Origin of the sequence: Bradyrhizobium huanghuaihaiense (genome assembly GCF_025200885.1) — a bacterium.
Classification (GTDB): domain Bacteria; phylum Pseudomonadota; class Alphaproteobacteria; order Rhizobiales; family Xanthobacteraceae; genus Bradyrhizobium; species Bradyrhizobium huanghuaihaiense.
This window is the reverse complement of the sequence record NZ_CP104172.1, coordinates 7,820,798-7,838,660: the sequence shown is the minus strand read 5'-3', so window position 1 is coordinate 7,838,660 and position 17,863 is coordinate 7,820,798. Positions and strand designations below refer to the sequence as shown.

Annotated in this window: 18 protein-coding genes and 1 pseudogene; 9 read left to right on the top strand and 10 right to left on the bottom strand. The window is 62.8% G+C overall.

The genetic code is table 11. The annotated features are described in order from the left end of the window. Window positions 1-402 precede the first annotated feature (402 nt). Genes N2603_RS37010 through N2603_RS36990 form a run of 5 tightly spaced genes read right to left on the bottom strand, consistent with a single transcriptional unit; the run spans window position 403 to window position 5,338 of the window. A complete protein-coding gene (locus tag N2603_RS37010; protein WP_260386035.1) occupies window positions 403-1,254 on the bottom strand; it encodes an ABC transporter permease in 852 nt (283 codons plus the stop codon). A 2-nt stretch (window positions 1,255-1,256) separates the two neighbouring features. Then, complete coding sequence (locus N2603_RS37005) at window positions 1,257-2,105, bottom strand: ABC transporter ATP-binding protein (RefSeq protein WP_260386034.1); 849 nt, start codon at window positions 2,103-2,105, stop codon at window positions 1,257-1,259. After that, entirely contained in the window at window positions 2,102-3,148 is a 1,047-nt protein-coding gene (locus tag N2603_RS37000; RefSeq protein ID WP_260386033.1) for an ABC transporter substrate-binding protein, read from the bottom strand. The genes N2603_RS37005 and N2603_RS37000 overlap by 4 nt, the downstream gene beginning before the upstream one ends. 43 nt (window positions 3,149-3,191) lie before the next feature. After that, a complete protein-coding gene (locus N2603_RS36995; protein ID WP_260386032.1) occupies window positions 3,192-4,406 on the bottom strand; it encodes a CaiB/BaiF CoA transferase family protein in 1,215 nt (404 codons plus the stop codon). Further along, a complete protein-coding gene (locus tag N2603_RS36990) occupies window positions 4,403-5,338 on the bottom strand; it encodes a hydroxymethylglutaryl-CoA lyase (protein WP_260386031.1) in 936 nt (311 codons plus the stop codon). The genes N2603_RS36995 and N2603_RS36990 overlap by 4 nt, the downstream gene beginning before the upstream one ends. An 88-nt stretch (window positions 5,339-5,426) precedes the next feature. Between N2603_RS36990 and N2603_RS36985 the strand changes: the two genes are divergently transcribed. Next, window positions 5,427-6,335 carry a GntR family transcriptional regulator gene (locus N2603_RS36985; protein ID WP_260386030.1) on the top strand — a complete coding sequence of 303 codons (909 nt, stop codon included), beginning with the start codon at window positions 5,427-5,429 and terminating at the stop codon, window positions 6,333-6,335. A gap of 387 nt (window positions 6,336-6,722) precedes the next feature. Here N2603_RS36985 and N2603_RS36980 read toward each other — a convergent pair whose 3' ends face one another. From N2603_RS36980 to rutC, 4 genes are read right to left on the bottom strand one after another with little or no spacing between them, the layout of a single operon-like run. Beyond that, entirely contained in the window at window positions 6,723-7,532 is an 810-nt protein-coding gene (locus N2603_RS36980; RefSeq protein ID WP_260386029.1) for an ABC transporter ATP-binding protein, read from the bottom strand. Next, complete coding sequence (gene rutD / locus N2603_RS36975) at window positions 7,529-8,320, bottom strand: pyrimidine utilization protein D (protein WP_260386028.1); 792 nt, start codon at window positions 8,318-8,320, stop codon at window positions 7,529-7,531. The genes N2603_RS36980 and rutD overlap by 4 nt, the downstream gene beginning before the upstream one ends. Before the next feature lie 34 nt (window positions 8,321-8,354). Continuing rightward, a complete protein-coding gene (locus N2603_RS36970) occupies window positions 8,355-9,155 on the bottom strand; it encodes an ABC transporter permease (RefSeq protein ID WP_260386027.1) in 801 nt (266 codons plus the stop codon). A 1-nt stretch (window position 9,156) separates the two neighbouring features. Beyond that, window positions 9,157-9,543, bottom strand: a complete 387-nt coding sequence (gene rutC, locus N2603_RS36965; protein WP_260386026.1) for a pyrimidine utilization protein C — start codon at window positions 9,541-9,543, stop codon at window positions 9,157-9,159. Window positions 9,544-9,632: 89 nt separating this feature from the next. Here rutC and N2603_RS36960 point away from each other — a divergent pair. From N2603_RS36960 to N2603_RS36950, 3 genes and pseudogenes are all read left to right on the top strand, one after another. Next, window positions 9,633-9,974: pseudogene (locus tag N2603_RS36960) on the top strand (ATP-binding cassette domain-containing protein); the annotation flags it as partial. Between the two features lie 107 nt (window positions 9,975-10,081). Next, window positions 10,082-10,612, top strand: coding sequence for a nuclear transport factor 2 family protein (locus tag N2603_RS36955; protein ID WP_260386025.1), 531 nt, complete (start codon window positions 10,082-10,084; stop codon window positions 10,610-10,612). Beyond that, window positions 10,602-11,093: a nuclear transport factor 2 family protein gene (locus N2603_RS36950; RefSeq protein ID WP_260386023.1), complete on the top strand. Its 492-nt coding sequence runs from the start codon at window positions 10,602-10,604 to the stop codon at window positions 11,091-11,093. Before N2603_RS36955 ends, N2603_RS36950 begins: the two co-directional genes overlap by 11 nt. A 71-nt stretch (window positions 11,094-11,164) precedes the next feature. Here the strand turns inward: N2603_RS36950 and N2603_RS36945 are convergent, their stop codons facing one another. Continuing rightward, window positions 11,165-12,064 (bottom strand): FadR/GntR family transcriptional regulator, encoded by a 900-nt coding sequence (locus tag N2603_RS36945; protein WP_260386022.1) that lies wholly within the window; start codon window positions 12,062-12,064, stop codon window positions 11,165-11,167. An 86-nt stretch (window positions 12,065-12,150) separates the two neighbouring features. Here N2603_RS36945 and N2603_RS36940 point away from each other — a divergent pair, with 86 nt between their 5' ends. The 5 genes from N2603_RS36940 to N2603_RS36920 are packed head-to-tail and all read left to right on the top strand — an operon-like array spanning window position 12,151 to window position 17,828. Then, a complete protein-coding gene (locus N2603_RS36940) occupies window positions 12,151-13,116 on the top strand; it encodes a dihydrodipicolinate synthase family protein (RefSeq protein ID WP_260386021.1) in 966 nt (321 codons plus the stop codon). A gap of 32 nt (window positions 13,117-13,148) precedes the next feature. Further along, on the top strand, window positions 13,149-14,261 hold the full coding sequence (locus N2603_RS36935) for a BMP family ABC transporter substrate-binding protein (RefSeq protein ID WP_260386020.1): 1,113 nt from the start codon (window positions 13,149-13,151) through the stop codon (window positions 14,259-14,261). 9 nt (window positions 14,262-14,270) lie between these two features. Next, window positions 14,271-15,347 carry an ABC transporter permease gene (locus N2603_RS36930; RefSeq protein ID WP_260386019.1) on the top strand — a complete coding sequence of 359 codons (1,077 nt, stop codon included), beginning with the start codon at window positions 14,271-14,273 and terminating at the stop codon, window positions 15,345-15,347. A 3-nt stretch (window positions 15,348-15,350) separates the two neighbouring features. Continuing rightward, window positions 15,351-16,277: an ABC transporter permease gene (locus N2603_RS36925; RefSeq protein ID WP_260386018.1), complete on the top strand. Its 927-nt coding sequence runs from the start codon at window positions 15,351-15,353 to the stop codon at window positions 16,275-16,277. 36 nt (window positions 16,278-16,313) lie between these two features. Further along, the gene (locus tag N2603_RS36920; protein ID WP_260386017.1) at window positions 16,314-17,828 is read left to right on the top strand and encodes an ABC transporter ATP-binding protein; all 1,515 of its coding nucleotides are present in this window, start codon (window positions 16,314-16,316) and stop codon (window positions 17,826-17,828) included. The last annotated feature ends 35 nt before the right edge of the window (window positions 17,829-17,863 follow it).

Below are 17,863 nucleotides of genomic sequence, written 5' to 3'. Positions count from 1 at the left end.
CACTTTTTCTCTTCGCGCCTCGTGGTAACGGGTCGCCTTGGGAATGATTCACGCAGGGAGCCATAACCCATAATAAACGGCTTCGAGGAGGCCGGTAAGATAGGGAAGAAACTCCGGCGGCCACTCGCCATCGAGGCTGATAGAAGCGGGCATATCAGACTCCATAGATGCTCGATGGAGCGTCCTTGGATTCCGGTTACTGGAGATGGCGGTCGCTCAGCGAAGCGGTTCCTCTACGGACCTGTGTCTCTGTTGCAGAGATTCAATAGCGGCGAGGGGTCCGTGCACCACTTTATCAGTAGCGTTACTGCGAAAGGCACCAGAGGGAAGCGACGTTCCGCGATTCCGATGTCAATGAACCGCATCTGCCATGATACTGGCCCACAGTCGAAGCCGCAGAAACTATGACGAGTGCTCGAACTGCGGTTGCCACCGCAACAAATAGGACTGCAGTGCGCGGACGGCGACCGCCAGCAAGATGCCGACGATCATCATGACGAAGATGGCGACCATCATCTCGCTGGCGTTGGCGCGCGCCTCCGCTTCAATGATGAGCTTGCCGAGCCCGCGCTCTGCGCCGATGAACTCGCCAACGATGACGCCGATCAGCGCAAAGGATACTGCGGGCAACAGCGAAGCGAACACCCAGGCGAGCGCGGACGGGATCACGACGGTGCGCAGCACCGTGAACTCGCTGGCGCCGAGCAGGCGCGCGGCGGCGATCTGGTCGCGGTCGACCGCGCGCGTGCCCTCGAAGGTGTTGAAAAACACCACGAAGAACACGACGAGCCAGGCGGTCGCGATCTTGGAGAGGTCGCCGAGGCCGAAGATCAGGATGACGAGCGGCACCAGCGCGATGCGCGGGATCGAGTTGAGCGCGACGATATAGGGCCCGAACACGCGGGCCAGAACATCCGACCGGCCGAGAATGAGGCCAGCAGCGATGCCGCTCGCCGAGCCGAACAGAAAGCCCCACCAGGTGTTCTTCAAGGTGACGAGCGTCGCAAGCCACAGATTGTTGTCGTTGCCCGTGACGCAGGCGGCAAAGCCGGCGGCGTCAGCGAAGCAGCCAAGCCGCAGAAAGCTCTGCCAAATCAGCGACGGCTTGGCGACGAAATAGGGATCGAGGATCTTCGGCACGTACGCTTTCGGCAGCAGCGCCTTGCTCCATTCGAAGCCCCACTGCCAGACGACCAGAATGGCGACAAGGATGGCCAGTTGCCAGAACAGGATGGAGGTGCGGCTGTTGGACATGGTCAGTCGGCCCTGGTGCGGCGAAATTCTTCGCCGAGGGAGTGCCAGATGTGGGAATAGAGGCGGCCGAACTCGGCGGTCTCTCGCACGGCGACGGGATCACGCGGACGCGGGATGGCGACGTCGAAATCCTCCTTGAGGCGCCCGGGCCGGGCGGAGAGCAGGATGATGCGGCTCGCCAAGGTCAGGGCTTCGCCGAGATCGTGCGTCACGAACAGCACGGTCTGTTGCTCGCGTTCCCAGATCTCCAGCAGCGTCTTGTGCATCTCGAGCTTGGTGTGGGTGTCGAGCGCGCCGAACGGCTCGTCCATCAAGAGAATCTCGGGCTCCAGGATCAGCGTGCGCATCAAGGCGACGCGCTGGCGCATGCCGCCGGACAGCATGCGCGGAAAGCTCTGCGCAAAGCCCGAGAGCCCGGCCTTCTCGACCGCCGAAGCGACGCGCCCGGCGCGCTCGGTCTTCGGCACTCCCGCGATCTCGAGCCCATAGCCGATGTTCTGCTCCACGGTCCGCCAGGGAAACAGCGTATCGCGCTGGAAAACGTAACCGACTCTGGGATTGACCTTGCCGGTCTCGACCGTCTCCCCGTCGATCAGGATGCGTCCGCCCGAGCGCGGCAACAGGCCCGCGACCATGTTGAGGATGGTGCTCTTGCCGCAGCCGGACGGACCGAGCAGCGCGACGAACTCGCCCTGCCTGACCTCGAAGGAAACGTCATCAACCGCCAAGAACTCGCGGCCGGAGGCGTTGAAGCGCTTTGCGAGCCCCTGCACGGTAATGCGCGTGCGCGCAGCCGCTGCTTGATCTTCATCGCGCGCAAGCGCGAGGCCCTGGCTTGGCGCGACGATCATTTGTATTTCGCCCTGGCGGTCTCGAGAAAGCTCATGTCGACGACATCCCCGTACCTGGTCTCGGGAATGTCGGTCCCTTTGCGGTACCAGGGCTTGGCGCCGCGCTCGAACGAAGCCTTGTCGATAACACCGTCATAGGCCCAGGTCGACTTGTCGAAGCCGAGCTCGGCGCTGACCGCATCGGGATCGATCCCTGAGAAATATTTCGGCGTGACCAGAGCCTGCACCTCGGCAAGCGGCGCCGCTTTGACGAAGGCCATCGCGCGGTAGACCGCGTTGACATAGGCCTGCACCATCGCCTTGTCCTGCTCGACCGTGTCCTGCAGCGTGTAGATCACGAGTACGGGCAGCGTCCCGCCGAAATCCCTGTCGAACACGCCAGGCTTCGACGTGTCGTAGATCGTCCGGCCAAAATCCTTCTTCTCGACCTCGACGATCCAGCTCGGTGGCGCCATGATGGCGTCGAACTGCTTGGTCTGTAGCGAAGGGAACATCGTGTTGGGCCCGCCGCCCGCGACCCAGTTCACCTTGGTGCCGAGCCCGCGCGCTTCGAACACATAGGTGCCGAATACCCAGGTGCCCGATCCGATGGCGGTCGCGGCGACGATCGGCTTGGCGCCGTCGGGGCGCTTGTAATCCGCGAGCTTCTCGACCGAATTGATGCCGCTGTCGTAGAGGTCCTGCCGGACCATAATGTTGGCATAGGAGCACACCATCTCGGTCGCGAGCAGGATCTTGCAGGGCTTGCCGCGCGCACCGAGCTGGAGCGGATGGCTGGCATCGCCGTGGGCGAACAGCGCCTGCCCCGCCGCCAATGTCTGGCGGCCGAATGTACCGGCGTTACCCGTGACGAGCTTGGAATTGAGCCCTTCGTCCTTGAAGTAGCCCTTGAGTTCCGCGATCATGCCGATGGCGTAGACCGGCGAGACCGGCCCGAACGCGAGCGAGACCTGTTTCGTTTCGGCGTGCAACCGTCCCGGCAGCAGCGACGCGCCGGCCCATGCGCAGCCCGCGATCAGCGCCTGGCGCCTCGTCATGCTCATGTGCTCCTCCTCCCTTGGTTCTTGTTCAGTCGGGCTGGCCGGGTCAGGACGACGCAACCTTGATCGTGCCGCGCTGCCGCAGCGCTTCGATCTCGTCCGGCGACACGCCGATCTCGCTCAGGATCTCGCCGCTGTGCTGACCGATCCCGGGAGGATCGTAGCGATTGGGCAGACGCATTCCGTCCATGGAAATCGGCAACAGCGGCGTCTTGGCCTCCCGGCCATCGGGCAGCCGAATGTCGGTCAGACCACCCGACCGGTTGAGATGAGGATCGTCGAAGAGATCGCCGGGCTTGTTCACCGGGGCGTAGGGCAGATCGAGTTGCTCGAGCCGCGCGGCGAGATCGGCCTTGTCCCATTGCTTGAAGATCTTCGCGATCTCCGGGATCAGCCAGCTGCGATGATCGACCCGGTCGTTGCTGCTCGCAAAGCGGGGATCCGAGAGCCAGGCTTTGCGATCGAAGGCGCGGCAGAACGCTTCCCATTGCTCTTCACCGACGATGGTGACGAACAGTTTTGAGCCATCCCTGGTGTCGAAGAGATCGTAAACGGGCCACGGGCTGTCCTTGATCGAATACGGGATCGAGGGCTGACCGCTGACCACCTCACACATCATGGCCTGCGCCATCAAGAACACGTTGTTCTCATAGAGCGCGCTCTGGATGTAGCGGCCCCGGCCGGTGCGCTGCCGCTCGGCGAGCGCAGCCTGGATCGCGATCACGCCGAACATGCCGCCCATGACATCGTTAACCGAAGCGCCCGCGCGCATCGGCCTGTCGGGCAAACCGGTCATGTAGGCGAGGCCGCCCATCATCTGCACGACCTCGTCGAGCGCGAGGCGGTTCTCGTAAGGGCCGGGCAGATAGCCCTTCAGCGAGCAATAGATCAGACGCGGTGCGAAGACCGCGACGCTTTCGTAGTCCAGACCGATCCGCTTCAGCAGGCCCGGCCGGAAGTTCTCGATCAGGACGTCGGCGTTCTCGATCAGCTTGCGTGCGATGCCCTGGCCTTGCGCGGTCGACGTATCCAGCGCGATGCTGCGCTTGTTGCGGCTGTAGGTCGCAAAGAAGCCGGCGGCAGGCCCCTTGAAGGTGCGGGTGCGGTCGCCCTTGGGCGGCTCGACCTTGATCACGTCGGCGCCGAGATCGGCGAGGATCAGCCCGCAGCTCGGCCCCATCACCATCTGGCTGAACTCGATGACCCGAAGGCCCGCCAGCGGTCGAAGCTCCAATGCCGTCTCGCGCGCAGCCGTGGTCATGCCGCGCTCCGCAGGACCTTGGGAATTCCGGCTTCGTGCAGATGGCCGGTCAGATGGCTTGCCGGGATGTGGCGGGCGAGAATCTCGCGCGTCTGCATCAGGCGGTCCAGGTCGATGCCGGTGGAGAGTCCCATGCGCTCCAGTATGAACACGAGATCCTCGGTGACGATGTTGCCGCGCGCGCCGGGTGCAAAGGGACAGCCACCGAGGCCGGACACGGCAGCGTCGAAACGGCGGATGCCGGCTTCGAGGCCGGCGACGGCATTGGCAAGGCCCGCACCGAGCGTGTCGTGCAGATGCAGCCGCAGCGTCATTTGCGTTCCGACCTCACGCTGCACGGCAGCGACGATCTGCCGGATCGATTTGGGCGTCGCATAACCGACGGTATCGGCTAGCCCGATCTCGTCGGCACGCGCTTCGGCAAAAGCGCGCGCGACCCGGCATACCGCCGCTTCGCTCACCTCGCCTTCCAGCGAGCAGCCAAAGGAGGTGGAGATCGCGCCCATCAATTGCGGCCGCTGGCTCGCCGGCCGGGCATCGATCGCGGCGCGGACTGCGCGAAACCCCTCGACCTGTTCGTCGACCGAGCGGCGCACGTTGGCGCGGTTGTGGGTCTCGCTGGCCGAGATGACGAAATAGACGACGTCGACGCCGGCGCCGATGGCACGCTCGGCGCCCTTCGGGTTCGGCACCAGCGCGCCGATGGTGGTCGATTTGTGCGTGAGCGCATGCGCCATCACCGCATCGACGTCGGCGAATTGCGGCACGACCTTCGGCGGAACGAACGACCCGGCATCGATCTCGCGTACGCCCGCGGCCGCGATCGTGTCGATCAACGCGCATTTGGCTTCGGTCGGAACGAAGATGTCCAGGTTCTGGAGACCATCGCGGGGCGCGACTTCGCAAATGTGGAAATCGGGCTCGCGGGCCATGTGAGTCTCCCTAGGTCGATTGTATATTGTTGCATAAAAGAACAATCCGTGGGACAGTCTGTCAAGCCCTAAGACTGCGTGCACTGCGATGACGGCTACCCAAAGTTACCGACGTTCCCAAGGCAAAGCCGGTTCCGAGCGCGCCGAGCACCTCGCCGGCTTGATCATGGCGCTCGCCCGGCGCGACGGCATGAAGGCAGGCGATCGTTTGATCGAGCAGAGGCTGGCGGACGCGCTCGACCTGTCGCGCGCCCCGATCCGGCTCGGGCTGAAGGCGCTGGAAGCCGCAGGCCTTGCGCGCGGCGAGCCACATCGCGGCTTCGTGCTGGCGAAGAATCCGACCAGCGGCGCGGCCCAGCCGGCGCTCGCGGCCGTCAGGCGCGGCGAACAGGTCTATGCGAGCATTGCCGGCGACGTACTGGCGAGCCGGCTTTCGGCTGACGTCACCGAGGCGGAATTGATGCGCCGTTATGATCTGAGCCGGGCCGAGCTGCAGCGGCTTCTTGATCGCATCGCGGCCGAGGGCTGGATCGCGCGCCTGCCGGGCTATGGCTGGCGCTTTGCGGAGACGGTGTCGAGCCCCGCCGCGCAGGCTCAGGCGATGGCGTTCCGCGTGGTGATCGAGCCGGCGGCGATGGCGCAGCCGAGCTACGCGCTATCGCATGAGGTGATCGCGCGATTGCGTGAGCGGCAACAGCGCGTCCTCGGCGGCGAATTCGAGAAGATGACCATAGGCGAGATCTATCAATCCGGCTGCGAATTCCACGAAGAGATCATCCGCGGGGCGGGCAATCCCTTCTTCCTCGAAGCGCTCAAGCGCGTGAACTCGATCCGTCGCCTGTTCGCCTACCGCAGCTTCGCCGACCGTGAAGGCATGCGCCGTCACGTGCGCGAGCATCTGCGCTTGCTCGATCTGCTGGAGGCGCGCCACTATGCGGAAGCGGCCGAACTGATGACGCGGCACCTGCAGCGCCCGCTAGTCGAAGGCCTGTCTTGATGTTTCGGGGGCAGCGATTGAACGATTTAACACCATGCTTCCGTTGCACGTCGCGGTATCGCACAAGCTACCTCGGGATTCGTACCTGAAGGCTAGATTGCCATCGAGAACGTCCGTGATCTTCGCGCCGCTGGAACTATTGATCCAAGCAGCTAGGGGTCAACACGCGATCACCAGCCGACGTCAGCAGTGATGGAGAAGCTTATGCGTGGAAATCCTCGTTTCGATTTCGTTGCTTGCGCTCACAGCGGCCATTGGCGAGCCGGCTCCTCGTCGGGGAGGTGATGCCAGCTCGTGGCTCGTGATCCATTAGGGTACCGCACTAACTTTTAGCGCTTCTAGTGGCATAGCTTTGTCGCATCAGCCCTGTAATCGCGGGTACTCGGCCTACCCCAAGCCGCCGGGCTTTTCCAGATCGGCCCAGATCTTCGCAAAATACTCCTGGAACTTCGGGGCGGTGCGCAGGCCTGCGGGGTCACAGTTGGCGCGCGGCAGGTCGATTACAAGCATTGACTGGACCGTCGCCGGGCGGGCGCTCAGCATCAGCACGCGATCGGCCATGGCGATGGCTTCGCCGATGTCGTGGGTGACGAGAATGGCGCTCTTGCCGCGCTCGGCGATGACGCGGGAGACGTCGGCCTGCATCAGCAGCCGGGTCTGGAAGTCGAGCGCCGAGAACGGCTCGTCAAGCAGGATTACTTCAGGGTCGAAGGCCAGCGTGCGCATGATGGCGACGCGCTGGCGCATGCCGCCGGAGAGTGCGGCCGGCTTGGCATGCTCGAAGCCAGAGAGGCCGTAAGTCCGGATCAGCTCCAGCGCGATCTCGCGCGCGCGAGGTTTTGGCGTCTTGCGGATCTCCAGCCCGAGCATGACGTTGTCGAGCACGCTGCGCCACGGCAGCAGCAGGTCCTTTTGCAGCATGTAGCCGACATGACCGGCGGCGTCGTCGACGCGGCGGCCGCCGACCTCGACATGGCCGCGGGTCGGCCGCAGCAGGCCTGCGATTGCGTTGAACAGAGTAGATTTGCCGCAGCCGGAAGGGCCGACGATCGCCAGCGTCTCGCCGCGGCGGAGCTCGAAGTCCACTTTCCGGATCGCCTCGACCGGCCGGCCCGCACCGTCGAAGGTGACGCCGACATTGTCGGCGCGCAGCACGATCGGCGCCGCTTCCGCGAGATCGTGCGCGAACGCGTTCATCGGTCCACCTCCTTGCAGAAATCGAGCAGCGTGTCGTTGAAGACTTCTGGTGTGACCACGCTGAAGGCATGTGCGCCCAAATCGACCTCGTGCACCCGCGCATCGGGAATCGCAGCGGCGAGCTCGCGCGTGAGATAGGCCGGCACCAGCGCGTCGTCTTTCGCGGAAGCCAGCAGCGTCGGCACGTTGATTGCGGCGAGGCGCCTGCCGCCCTCGAACGCCAGGAACATGTCGATACGCTGGTTCATCGTCGCGACGGACGGGAAGTGTTTCAGGATGCGCTCTTCCTCGGCATCGAGACGGGCGATGTTCTCGGAGATCCATTGCGGCGGATAGAGGAACAATGGCTGTGCCCGCACATAGGCTTGCGGACCGGAGTGGTTGAGGAGCGCTTTGCGGATTTCGAAGCAGCGCCGCAGGAACGGATCGGCGCAGCCCCAGCCGTTCACGACGGTGAGGCTGCGCAGCCGTTTCGGATGACGCAGCGCCAGCTCGATGCCGACGATGCCGCCGATGGCGTGGCCGACGACGTGGGCCGCGTCGACGTTCGCCTGGTCGAGCACGCAGGCGATGTCGTCGGCCATGCCGGCGATGCTGCGGTGGCCAGCTGCGCTGCGGCCGGTGCCGACGTGATCGTAGAGGATGACCTGGTGGCGGTTCGCAAGCGAGTCGAGCTGCGGCGCCCAGAACGAGCCGCTGCCGCCCATGCCGGCCGAGAGCACAATCGGCGTGCCGCGCCCGTGAACTTCGTAATAGATCTCGGCATCCTTGCCGCGTGCAAAAGCCATGACGTCCCAGCTGTTGAAGTGATGTGGTTTCGGATCAGGACAGCAGGCGGCGCTCGATCAGGTCGATCGCGCCGTACATCAGCAGCGCCACCGCCATCAGCGTCGCGATGCCGACCCAGACCGCGTTGAGGTCGTAAAGCACGCCGGCATAGTAGATCATGTAGCCGAGGCCCTCCTTGGAGGCGATGTACTCGCCGACGACGGCGCCGATCAGGGCGAAGCCGACATTGAGGCGGAACGCCGCGACGATCCACGGCATCGCGCCGGGGACGATGACGGTGCGCCAGGTCTTCCAGCGCGAAGCGCCGAGCGAGCGCAGCAGCTTGACGAGATCGGCGTCGACCTCCTTGGCGCCCTGCAGCGCGGTGATGACGGCGACGATGAAGGTGATGATCGTCGCGATCGCGATTTTTGATGAGAGGCCGATGCCGAACCAGAGGATGATCAGCGGGGCCAGCGCGATTTTTGGCAGGCCGTTGAGCGCGACGAGATAAGGTCGCAGCACCGCAGCTCCTGTCGGGACCAGCCACAGTGACAGCCCCGCCGCGCTGCCGAGCACTGTCCCGATCAGGAAGCCGGCGATGGCTTCCCATGCGGTGAGCGCGGCGTCGCGGAGCAGCTCGCCGCTTGCGATCAGCTTGGCGCCTTTCGCGATAATGCCGCTCGGCTGGCCGTAGAGATAGACCGCGATCAGCCCGAACCGGATCGCGAGTTCCCAGGCCGCGAGCAGCGCGACCAGCAGCGCGATCTGGAGCAGCGCGATCTTCAGTGCAGGCGGCAGCTTGAAGCGTGCGCCGCCGGTCGCAGCGGCCTGGCCGGCGTCGAGTACGGCCACCTCACGCCCTCTTGTGTGCGATCGAGGCGATCTCGACGAGGCAGGCAGGCTTCACCAGGCCGCACTCGATGCAGTAGCGCGCCGGCTTCTCGCCCGGAAAATACTCGGCATAGACCTTGTTGACCGCGGTGTAGTTCGCCCAGTCGGTGATGAAGATCGAGTTGAAGGTGACGTCGGCAAGGCTCGAGCCCGCCGTCTCCAGCACACGCTTGATCGTCTCCAGGATGTGCCGGGTCTGGCTGGCGGCATCGCCCTCGTGGACGACGTCGTTGTTGGCATCGAAGGCCAGCGTGCCCGACACGTAGATCACGTTGTCGGCCATCATGCCCGGCGAGAACGGGGCGATGGGGGCGTGGGTGCCCGGTGGAATGATGGCGCGGTCGGTCATAGCGTATCCTCTTTGGCTGGAACGGCTTCGGTCTGGGCAAAGGCGCGGCGGAAATCGCTCGCACTCGAGACCCAGCCGAAGAAGGTCCAGATTTTCCGAGGCTTGTCCGTCTGCTGGACCGGCTTGGCGGAGCACTTTCGGGAGGGGAGCAGCAGTTGTTAGCGCTTGCAAGATGTCTCTGCGCCAATCCAAAGCTGATTCTGCTCGACGAACCTACTGAGGGCATTCAGCCGTCGATCATCGAGGAAATCATCGAGACGTTGCTCGCGCTGAGGAAGCGCCGATCCCTTTCGATGATTGTTGTCGAGCAGAATCTTGAGTTCATTGCTTCGCTCTCGGATCGCGTGCTCAGCATTCAGAAAGGTCGTATCACGGGCGAGGTAAGCCGTGAGGATCTGCTTGCCGGCCGCGTCGGCCTTGCCGTGCCCTAGACCGGCTAACCGGAGTCCCTGCGGCATTTCCATATTTGCGGGAAATGCATGCGAGAGCACCATTTCTCTCAAGTCCGCTTTAAATAGCCCACTGCCTGGAGTAATTCGTGATCCATAAACTCGAAGATAGCGAGCGTCGCATCGCGCAGCTCGAAGACATCGAAGCCGTTCGACAACTCAAGTGTGAATATGCGCGCAGTCTGGATGCAATGATCAACGTGAGCGGCCCTGCTCAAGCAGTCCTCAATACCTTCAATGAGGATGCGACTTGGGAGTCGCTGCATTTCGGAGTCTACCGGGGATACGCTCAGCTGTCGGAGTTTTTGGCGTCATACAAGACCAAGATCTCGTTTTCGCTCAACTTCATGATGAACCAGATTATCGAGATCTCGTCCGATGGGAGCAGCGCGACGGGGCGATGGACGACTTGGGCGCCGCTGACGGTTGGAGGCAAGCCGATGCTGATGGCTGGTCTTTACAAGGATGCATACGTAAAGCGCAATGCGCAATGGTTAACGTCTCGCGCTGAGTTCACGGTGAAGTTCATTTCCGATTATCGGATCGGGTGGGCGGAAGAACGAATCTCAAAGTCGTGGACGTGGCCCCAACAGTCTTGTGAGGACGGCAATGTTGCTTGAGGCGCGCATCTCAAGGCTAGAGGATATTGAACGTCTTCGTGAGAGGGTCGTCGAATTCTTCGAGCATTGTGACACCGGTGGTTCGACCGGCGAGGCTTACAATCCGAAAGCGCTCGCTTCGCTATTCCTCCCTAACGGATGCTTTAAGAGCGGCGAGCTCAGGTGCATGGGAAGGCCTTCTATGGAGGAACTGTTCGCGGATTTGGCGCAGACCTTCTGCCTTCACTATGCAGGCAATTATGTATTCGACGTGCGCCCCGGAAGTGATGCTGCTTACGGCCACTGGAGCGCATGGGAAACCCCGGTTCTATCAGGCAAGGCAGTTTGGGGCTGCTTCGTTCACCGGCACTCTTATCGGAAGCGGGATGGTGAGTGGTATTGGCTAAATTGGGATCAGACGATCAAGTTCTTTGTTCCTGTATCTGACAGCTGGGAGCAGGCCGATCGGATCGTGGAGCAGCGCCTCTCACACGGGGCCTAGTTCTGAGCCGGCAGCTCCGGGTTGGGTTGGTATTGCTGCGAACTGACCGTCTTCTGCAGGTAGAACGTCGATCAGGACAGCGGCCGCGGGCGCGGCGCCATCTCCGAGTCGAGGATAAGTCGACCATCGAGTCGGCCATCCAACCGCTTCACGTATTCTGACGCTTCCCCCATATGCGCTTTCATGAGCGCGCGCACGCGCTCGCTGTCGCGTGCGCGGGCGGCCTTGGCGATCTCGGTGTGAATCCTGACGTTGGCGCATCCGAATCTGGTGTGCTCCTCCGGAGGCGTTTGGGTGCTGAAGACAACCAGCCGACGAAGCATCTCGTTGATCAGCTCGCATGCGAAGCGCAGGAAGGGATTGGGGTTTGCTGCAGCCAGGATGTCGTGAAAGTCGAGATCGGCCTGGCGTTGACGAACCAGAAGAGACGGCTCCTGCGAGGTCGGCTGGCACGTTTCGATGTTGTGCTCCAGCGCGTCGAGCTGCTCGTTCGACAGAAACGGCACCGAGCCGGCAGCCAATTCGGGCTCCAGCAGGCGCCGCGCCGCATAGATGTCCTCCATGCTGACCTCTTTGAAGAACAGGTAGTTCTGCAACAGCTGAAAGGTGCGCTCGAGCGGGACCTCCATGATCGTCGCCCCGCCAGTCGGGCCGGTGCTGATGGTGATAAGTCCCTGCACCTCGAGCGACTTAAGAGCCTCGCGGATCGTGCTCTTGCTGACCGAAAACAGCCGCTGAAGCTCCTTCTCCATAGGAAGCTTGTCGCCCGGACAAAGGTTCTTCTGCGTGATCAGCTGCTTGATCTCTTCGGTGACGAGATCGGCCCGCTTTTGAATTTTCAGCCGGCCCCCCGGTCGCGGCAATTTTTCCAGTTCGACCGTCATTCCGAATTCTCCAAAGCTCCCAATAGTTTCCAGGATCGGCTCCACGGCGAACTGGCGCGGGGCCAAGCAAAGAACCGACTCGTCCATTGACACTTCTCCCATAATAGGCATATTAATGCAAATCCGGTTTATCATGATAAATAGGATAGACCGGTCGGATCAAGGGAGCGACCATGGCGATCGGGCGGAACATCCCGGAAATCTGGGCGGCGATTCACACGCCCTTCGATGCATCCGGAGCCATCGACGAGGCCGGCGTCCGCCGGAACGTCCGCCACTACATCGCAACCGGATTGGCCGGCGTTTTCTGCAACGGGCTGATCGGCGAAGTCTGGTCGCTCACGCTGCAGGAGAGAAAGCGTGTCATCGAGGTCATTGCGGACGAGGCGGGGGGGCGCCTTGGGATTTCCGTGGTGATCTCGGGTCCTTCGGTGGAAGAAACCATCGATCTCGGCGAGCATGCGCGTCGGCTTGGCGTCAGCCATGCCGTGCTCATGGTCCCAACCTCCGGGCCGCGATCGCCTGCGCAGCAATTCGCCTATCTGCACAATATCTGTGTCCGCTTGGAGATGCCGATCGTCATCTTCAACGCGCGAACTGCCGCGGGCAGCCCGTTGGATCCCGGCGTTTTCACGCAGCTCTGCTCGCTACCCAACCTGAAGCTCCTGAAGACGACGGGCAACGCAGCCGAGAACGCGGCGCTTCGCCTGGCTGCGCGAAACGGCGTGCTGGTGTCAGACCCACTGGAGGAGAACTTCTTCGCCAACATGCAGGCCGAGGGTCAGTCGATCCTCTATGCCGACCCCGAGCCCTACCTCTATCAACGCGGCGAGTTTCGCCCGATCGCCGAATACGTCGCTCTGTTGGCGGCCGGACGGACGGAAGAAGCAGCCCGCATTTGTGCTTCACTCGCGCCACAGCGGATCATCTTCAATAAGTGGATCATGGACCCGCTGAAGCGCGGTCACATGCCGAACGCGGCGGTCAAGCATTGGTGCGATCTGATCGGCCTTGCCGGGGGCGCCGTGCGCTCGCCGGTGACGCCGCTATCCGCTGCTGAAAGGCGAGAGCTGGAAGCCGATCTCATTGCATGTGGTGCGCCGGGCCTGCTGTCTGCTGCCGAACGAATTTCGTCGTGACTTGCTGATTGCAATCTTCAACGGAGGGGAACATGAGTTTGAAGCCTGTTGACCGTCGATCAATGCTCCAGATGCTGGCCGCTGCCGGTTCCGCACCATTCGTTCTCAAGAGTACCGTTGCCCGCGCGGAGACGCCGCTCACCGTCGGAGTTCTCTACTCCGGCTCCAAGCAGGATTACGGCTTCAACCAGTCCCACGCGCAGGCCGCCGCGGCCCTGAAGAAGCTGCCCGGCATCAAGGTGATCGAGGAGGAGCGCGTTCCGGAAACGATCGCGGCCCAGCGCAGCATGGAAGGAATGATCCGTCAGGACGGCGCTCAACTCATCCTGGCGACGTCCTTTGGCTATTTCAAGCCGCACGTTTTGGAGATGGCAGCCAAGCATCCGGACGTCACCTTCGCTCACACCGGCGGCGTGTGGACGGCGGGCATGCCCGAAAACATCGGCACGTTCTACGCCTACATCTTCGAGGCGCAGTACATTTCGGGAATCGTCGCCGGCCACATGACGAAGAGCAAGAAGCTCGGCCTCGTCGCGGCGAAGCCGACGCCCAATCTTCTGCGCAGCATCAACGCGTTTGCGATCGGCGCGCGATCTGTCGATCCGGCCATTCAGGTGCAGGTCATCTTCACGGGCGACTGGGTTCTTCCAGTCCGCGAAGCGGAGGCGACGAACACGCTGGTCGACCAGGGGGCCGACGTCATCGCCGCCCAGGTCGACAGCCCGAAAGTCGTGGTCGAGACGGCGGAGAAGCGCGGTGTCATGTCATGCGGCTACCATTCGAGTCAGGCCGATGTGGCTCCCAACGGCTATCTCACCGGAGCCGAGTGGAACTGGATCACGCCCTATCTTGTCTATGCCGGCAGCGTGCGTGGCGGCAAGAAGCCGGAGCACTATCTCCGTGCCGGGCTTGGTGATCATTTCGTAAAGAACAGTCCTTTTGGAAAACTCGTTACGCCTGAGGCGCGCGCAGCGGCCGAGACGGCGCGGGCAGACCTCATCGGCGGTACGCGCGTGATCTACAGCGGCCCGCTCAAGGACAACAAGGGCAACGTCGTCATCCCAGCCGGAATCATGCAGAGCAGCAACGACCGTGCACTCGACGGCATTAATTATCTCGTCGAAGGCATCATCGGCCAAGTCTAGGAGGCGCTCTTGTCTTCGATCTCCGGAATCGAACCCGTGCCTCCGAAGCCGCTGGTAACCGCAGCTCAACTGAGTGTGGCCTTGCCTGTCCTGGCGGTGCTGCTCGCCTCCGCCATCTTTGCGGCGTTCGTGGCCTTGTACGGACAGAACCCCGCCACGGTGTTCGGTCTGATCGTCCAGGGCGGCTTCGGTAGCAGCTTCGCCTGGCAGGATACCTTGTCACGCGCAGCTCCTTTGGTCCTCGTGGGCCTCGCCGTTGCGATCCCCGCGCAAGCGGGGCTGGTGATTATCGGCGGCGAGGGGGCCTTGGTGCTAGGCGGGCTCGCGGGTGCCGTTGTGACGTTGCCGTTCGCGGGAGCGCACGCGCTTCCCATGCAACTCTTGATGTTGCTGGCCGGCGCCTTGATCGGAGGGCTCTGGTTCGGTCTGGCGGGTGTGCTCCGCCAATACCGCGGCGTCAACGAAACGATCTCGAGCCTGCTGCTCTCCTATATCGGAATCGCCGTCTTCCACCACCTGACCGAAGGCATGTTGCGCGATCCGGCAAGTCTCGACAAGCCATCGACCCACCCTGTCGATCCCTCCTACATGCTGCCGACGCTGCCAGGTGTAGGCGTTCACGCCGGCCTTGCCGTCAGTCTATTGCTGGCGATCGCCGTACATGTCGTGCTCGGCTACACCCGCTGGGGGTTTGCGCTGCGAGTGGTTGGCGGAAGTGCCCGGGTCGCGAGGATGATCGGTCTTGCCGTGAATCGCTGGATCATCGGCGCCTCGGTCGTGGCAGGCGGCATGGCGGGCATTGCCGGCGCGATCGAGGTGGCGGCCGTGCAGGGGACGGCCAACTCCTCGCTCATCGTCGGCTATGGCTATAGCGGAATCCTCGTCGCCTTCCTGGCGCGGCACCAGCCGCTTGCGATTGTCGCCGTCGCGCTGTTGATCGGTGGCCTGCAGGCGAGCGCCAGTTTGCTGCAACGGCGTCTCGGACTTCCGGATGCGACAATGCTGGTGTTTCAGGGCTTGATCTTCGTTTGCGTCCTCGTCGCGGATGCAATTGCGCAACAACTCCGAGAAGCGACGCGGAGGTAAGACATGGACGCTACATCAATCGGCTGGCTTGCGCTGCCGCTCGCGATCCTAGGTGGCGCCATCCGTGTGTCGACACCCTTCATTTTCGTCAGCATCGGCGAGCTGATTACCGAGAAATCGGGCCGTATCAATCTTGGGCTCGAAGGCACGCTGATGCTCGGGGCCATGGCGGGATACGGGATCTCCTACCTCTCCGGATCGCCCTGGCTCGGCGTGCTTTCCGCGGGACTTGCCGGCATGGCCTTCGGGCTTCTGCATGGCCTTTTGTGCAGTGTGAAACGCGTCAATGACACCGCGATCGGCATCAGCCTGATCGTGCTGGGTACGGGCCTCGCGTTCTTCCTGGGCAAACCCTTGATCGAGCCCAAGGCGCCGCCGCTTCCCTCGATCGCGCTCGGATTTTGGTCGAACGTTCCGCAGGTGCGAGCTGCGTTGGACGTCAACGCACTGTTCTTCGTCGGAATTGCATTGGCTTTTGCGGTCTACGTCTTCCTGAACAGGACCGGCTGGGGGTTGATGCTGCGCACGGTGGGAGACAGCGAGGATGCGGCACGCGCGCTTGGTTTTCCCGTATTGCGGGTGCGCATCATCGCGACCATGGCGGGCGGCTTTCTCGCGGGCATCGGCGGCAGCTTCCTGTCGCTTTCGTATCCGGGGAGCTGGAGTGAAGGCCTGTCGAGTGGCCAAGGCATCATGGCCGTCGCGCTCGTCATCTTTGCCCGCTGGCGTTCGATCAATGCCCTCGGCGCATCGCTGCTGTTCGGCGGGGCGGGTGCTCTCGGTCCTGCGCTCCAGGGCATTGGCGTGACCGGCTACTACTACCTGTTCAACGCGGCCCCCTACGTTCTGACCCTTGCAATCATGGTGGCGTCGACGTCGCGGGCTGCTCCGTTCGCCGATGCGCCGGGCGAGCTCAAGCTCCACCGGTGACGGTGTGACGGGAATTCATCCTCAGAGGATAGTCCGATGACTGCTCCGCAAGTTGAGCTCAAGAACATGACGAAGCGTTTCGGAGCGAATCTTGCTTTGAACAACGTGTCGCTGCTGATCCGCTCGGGCACCGTCCATGCGCTGCTCGGGGAGAACGGCGCCGGCAAGAGCACGTTGGTCAAATGCCTCGTGGGCTTTTATCATCCGGACGAGGGGCACATCCAGGTGGATGGGCGCGAGCACCGGCTAAACTCGCCGAAGGATGCCGATGCGCTCGGCATCGGCATGGTGTATCAGCATTTCACTCTCGTGCCGTCGATGACCGTGGCGCAGAATCTGGTCGTCAGCAGTGCGAAATTGCCGGCCTATATCAACTGGCAAAGCGAGCTGAAACGGCTGGGCGAAGTCACCAGGAAGCTTCCGTTTCACGTGCCGCTTGACGTGCGCGTCTCGCAGCTCTCTGCGGGCGAGAAGCAGAAGGCTGAGATCGTCAAGCAACTCTATCTGGGGCGAAAGCTACTCGTCCTCGACGAGCCGACGTCGGTGCTGACGCCGGCAGAAGCCGACGAAGTGCTCGGCCATGTTCGCAGCCTGACACGGACGGGCGAACTCAGCGCTATCCTGATCAGCCACAAGTTTCACGAAGTGCGCCGATTCGCTGACGACGTGACGGTGCTGCGTCGAGGTGCGTCAGTGCGAACGGGGGCCGTTGCCGATTTGACGGACGACGCTCTGGCGCAAGCTATGATCGGAGAGCCCGTCAGCAAGATGGTGCAGCACGCGCTGAAATCACCGCCGAGGTCCGACATTATCCTCTCCGTTAGGGACCTCTGCGTGAACGGCGACAATGGCCTTCCGGCCGTGAAGGATCTCTCGCTCGAGGTGCGAGCAGGCGAGATTGTCGGGATTGCCGGGGTCTCCGGAAATGGGCAGTTGGAGTTGGTCGAGGCCATGATGGGGCAGCGGGATCGCAACGGTACGATTGCCGTCTCCGGCTCGTCCTTCAACGGTACGCGAAAGGAAATCGCCCGCCTGGGCGTCTATGGCTTGCCGCAAGAGCCCCTCAAGAACGCCTGCATCGATCGCATGTCGCTGGCCGAGAATCTCGCCCTGCGCAATTTCGATCGGGCGCCGCTCTGCCGCGGTATCGCAATGAACTACGGGGCACTCGTGGAGCAGGCTGAGAGGCTGGTGGCGCAATTCCGTGTCAAGGCGCCTGGCTTGACCGCAAGCATGAGCGCGCTGTCCGGTGGCAACGTGCAACGCGCCGTTTTGGCGCGAGAGCTCACCCAGGATGTTCGCTTGCTGGTCGCGTCCAATCCGACGTTCGGTCTTGATTTCGTTGCGTGCGAAGAAACGTACCGTCGGATCCTCGATGCACGGAACGGCGGAGCCGCAGTGCTGCTCATCTCGGAGGATCTCGACGAGTTGCTTGGCTTGGTCGACAGGATCCTCGTCATGAGCGCGGGCCGGATCGTCCATGAGGTCTCGGCCGAAGGCGCCGACAAGCGCGTGATCGGCAAGTACATGGCGGGAATGAAAGCGGCCTGACTCGAGGGCGCTTGTCTGATCAAAATCTATAAGGA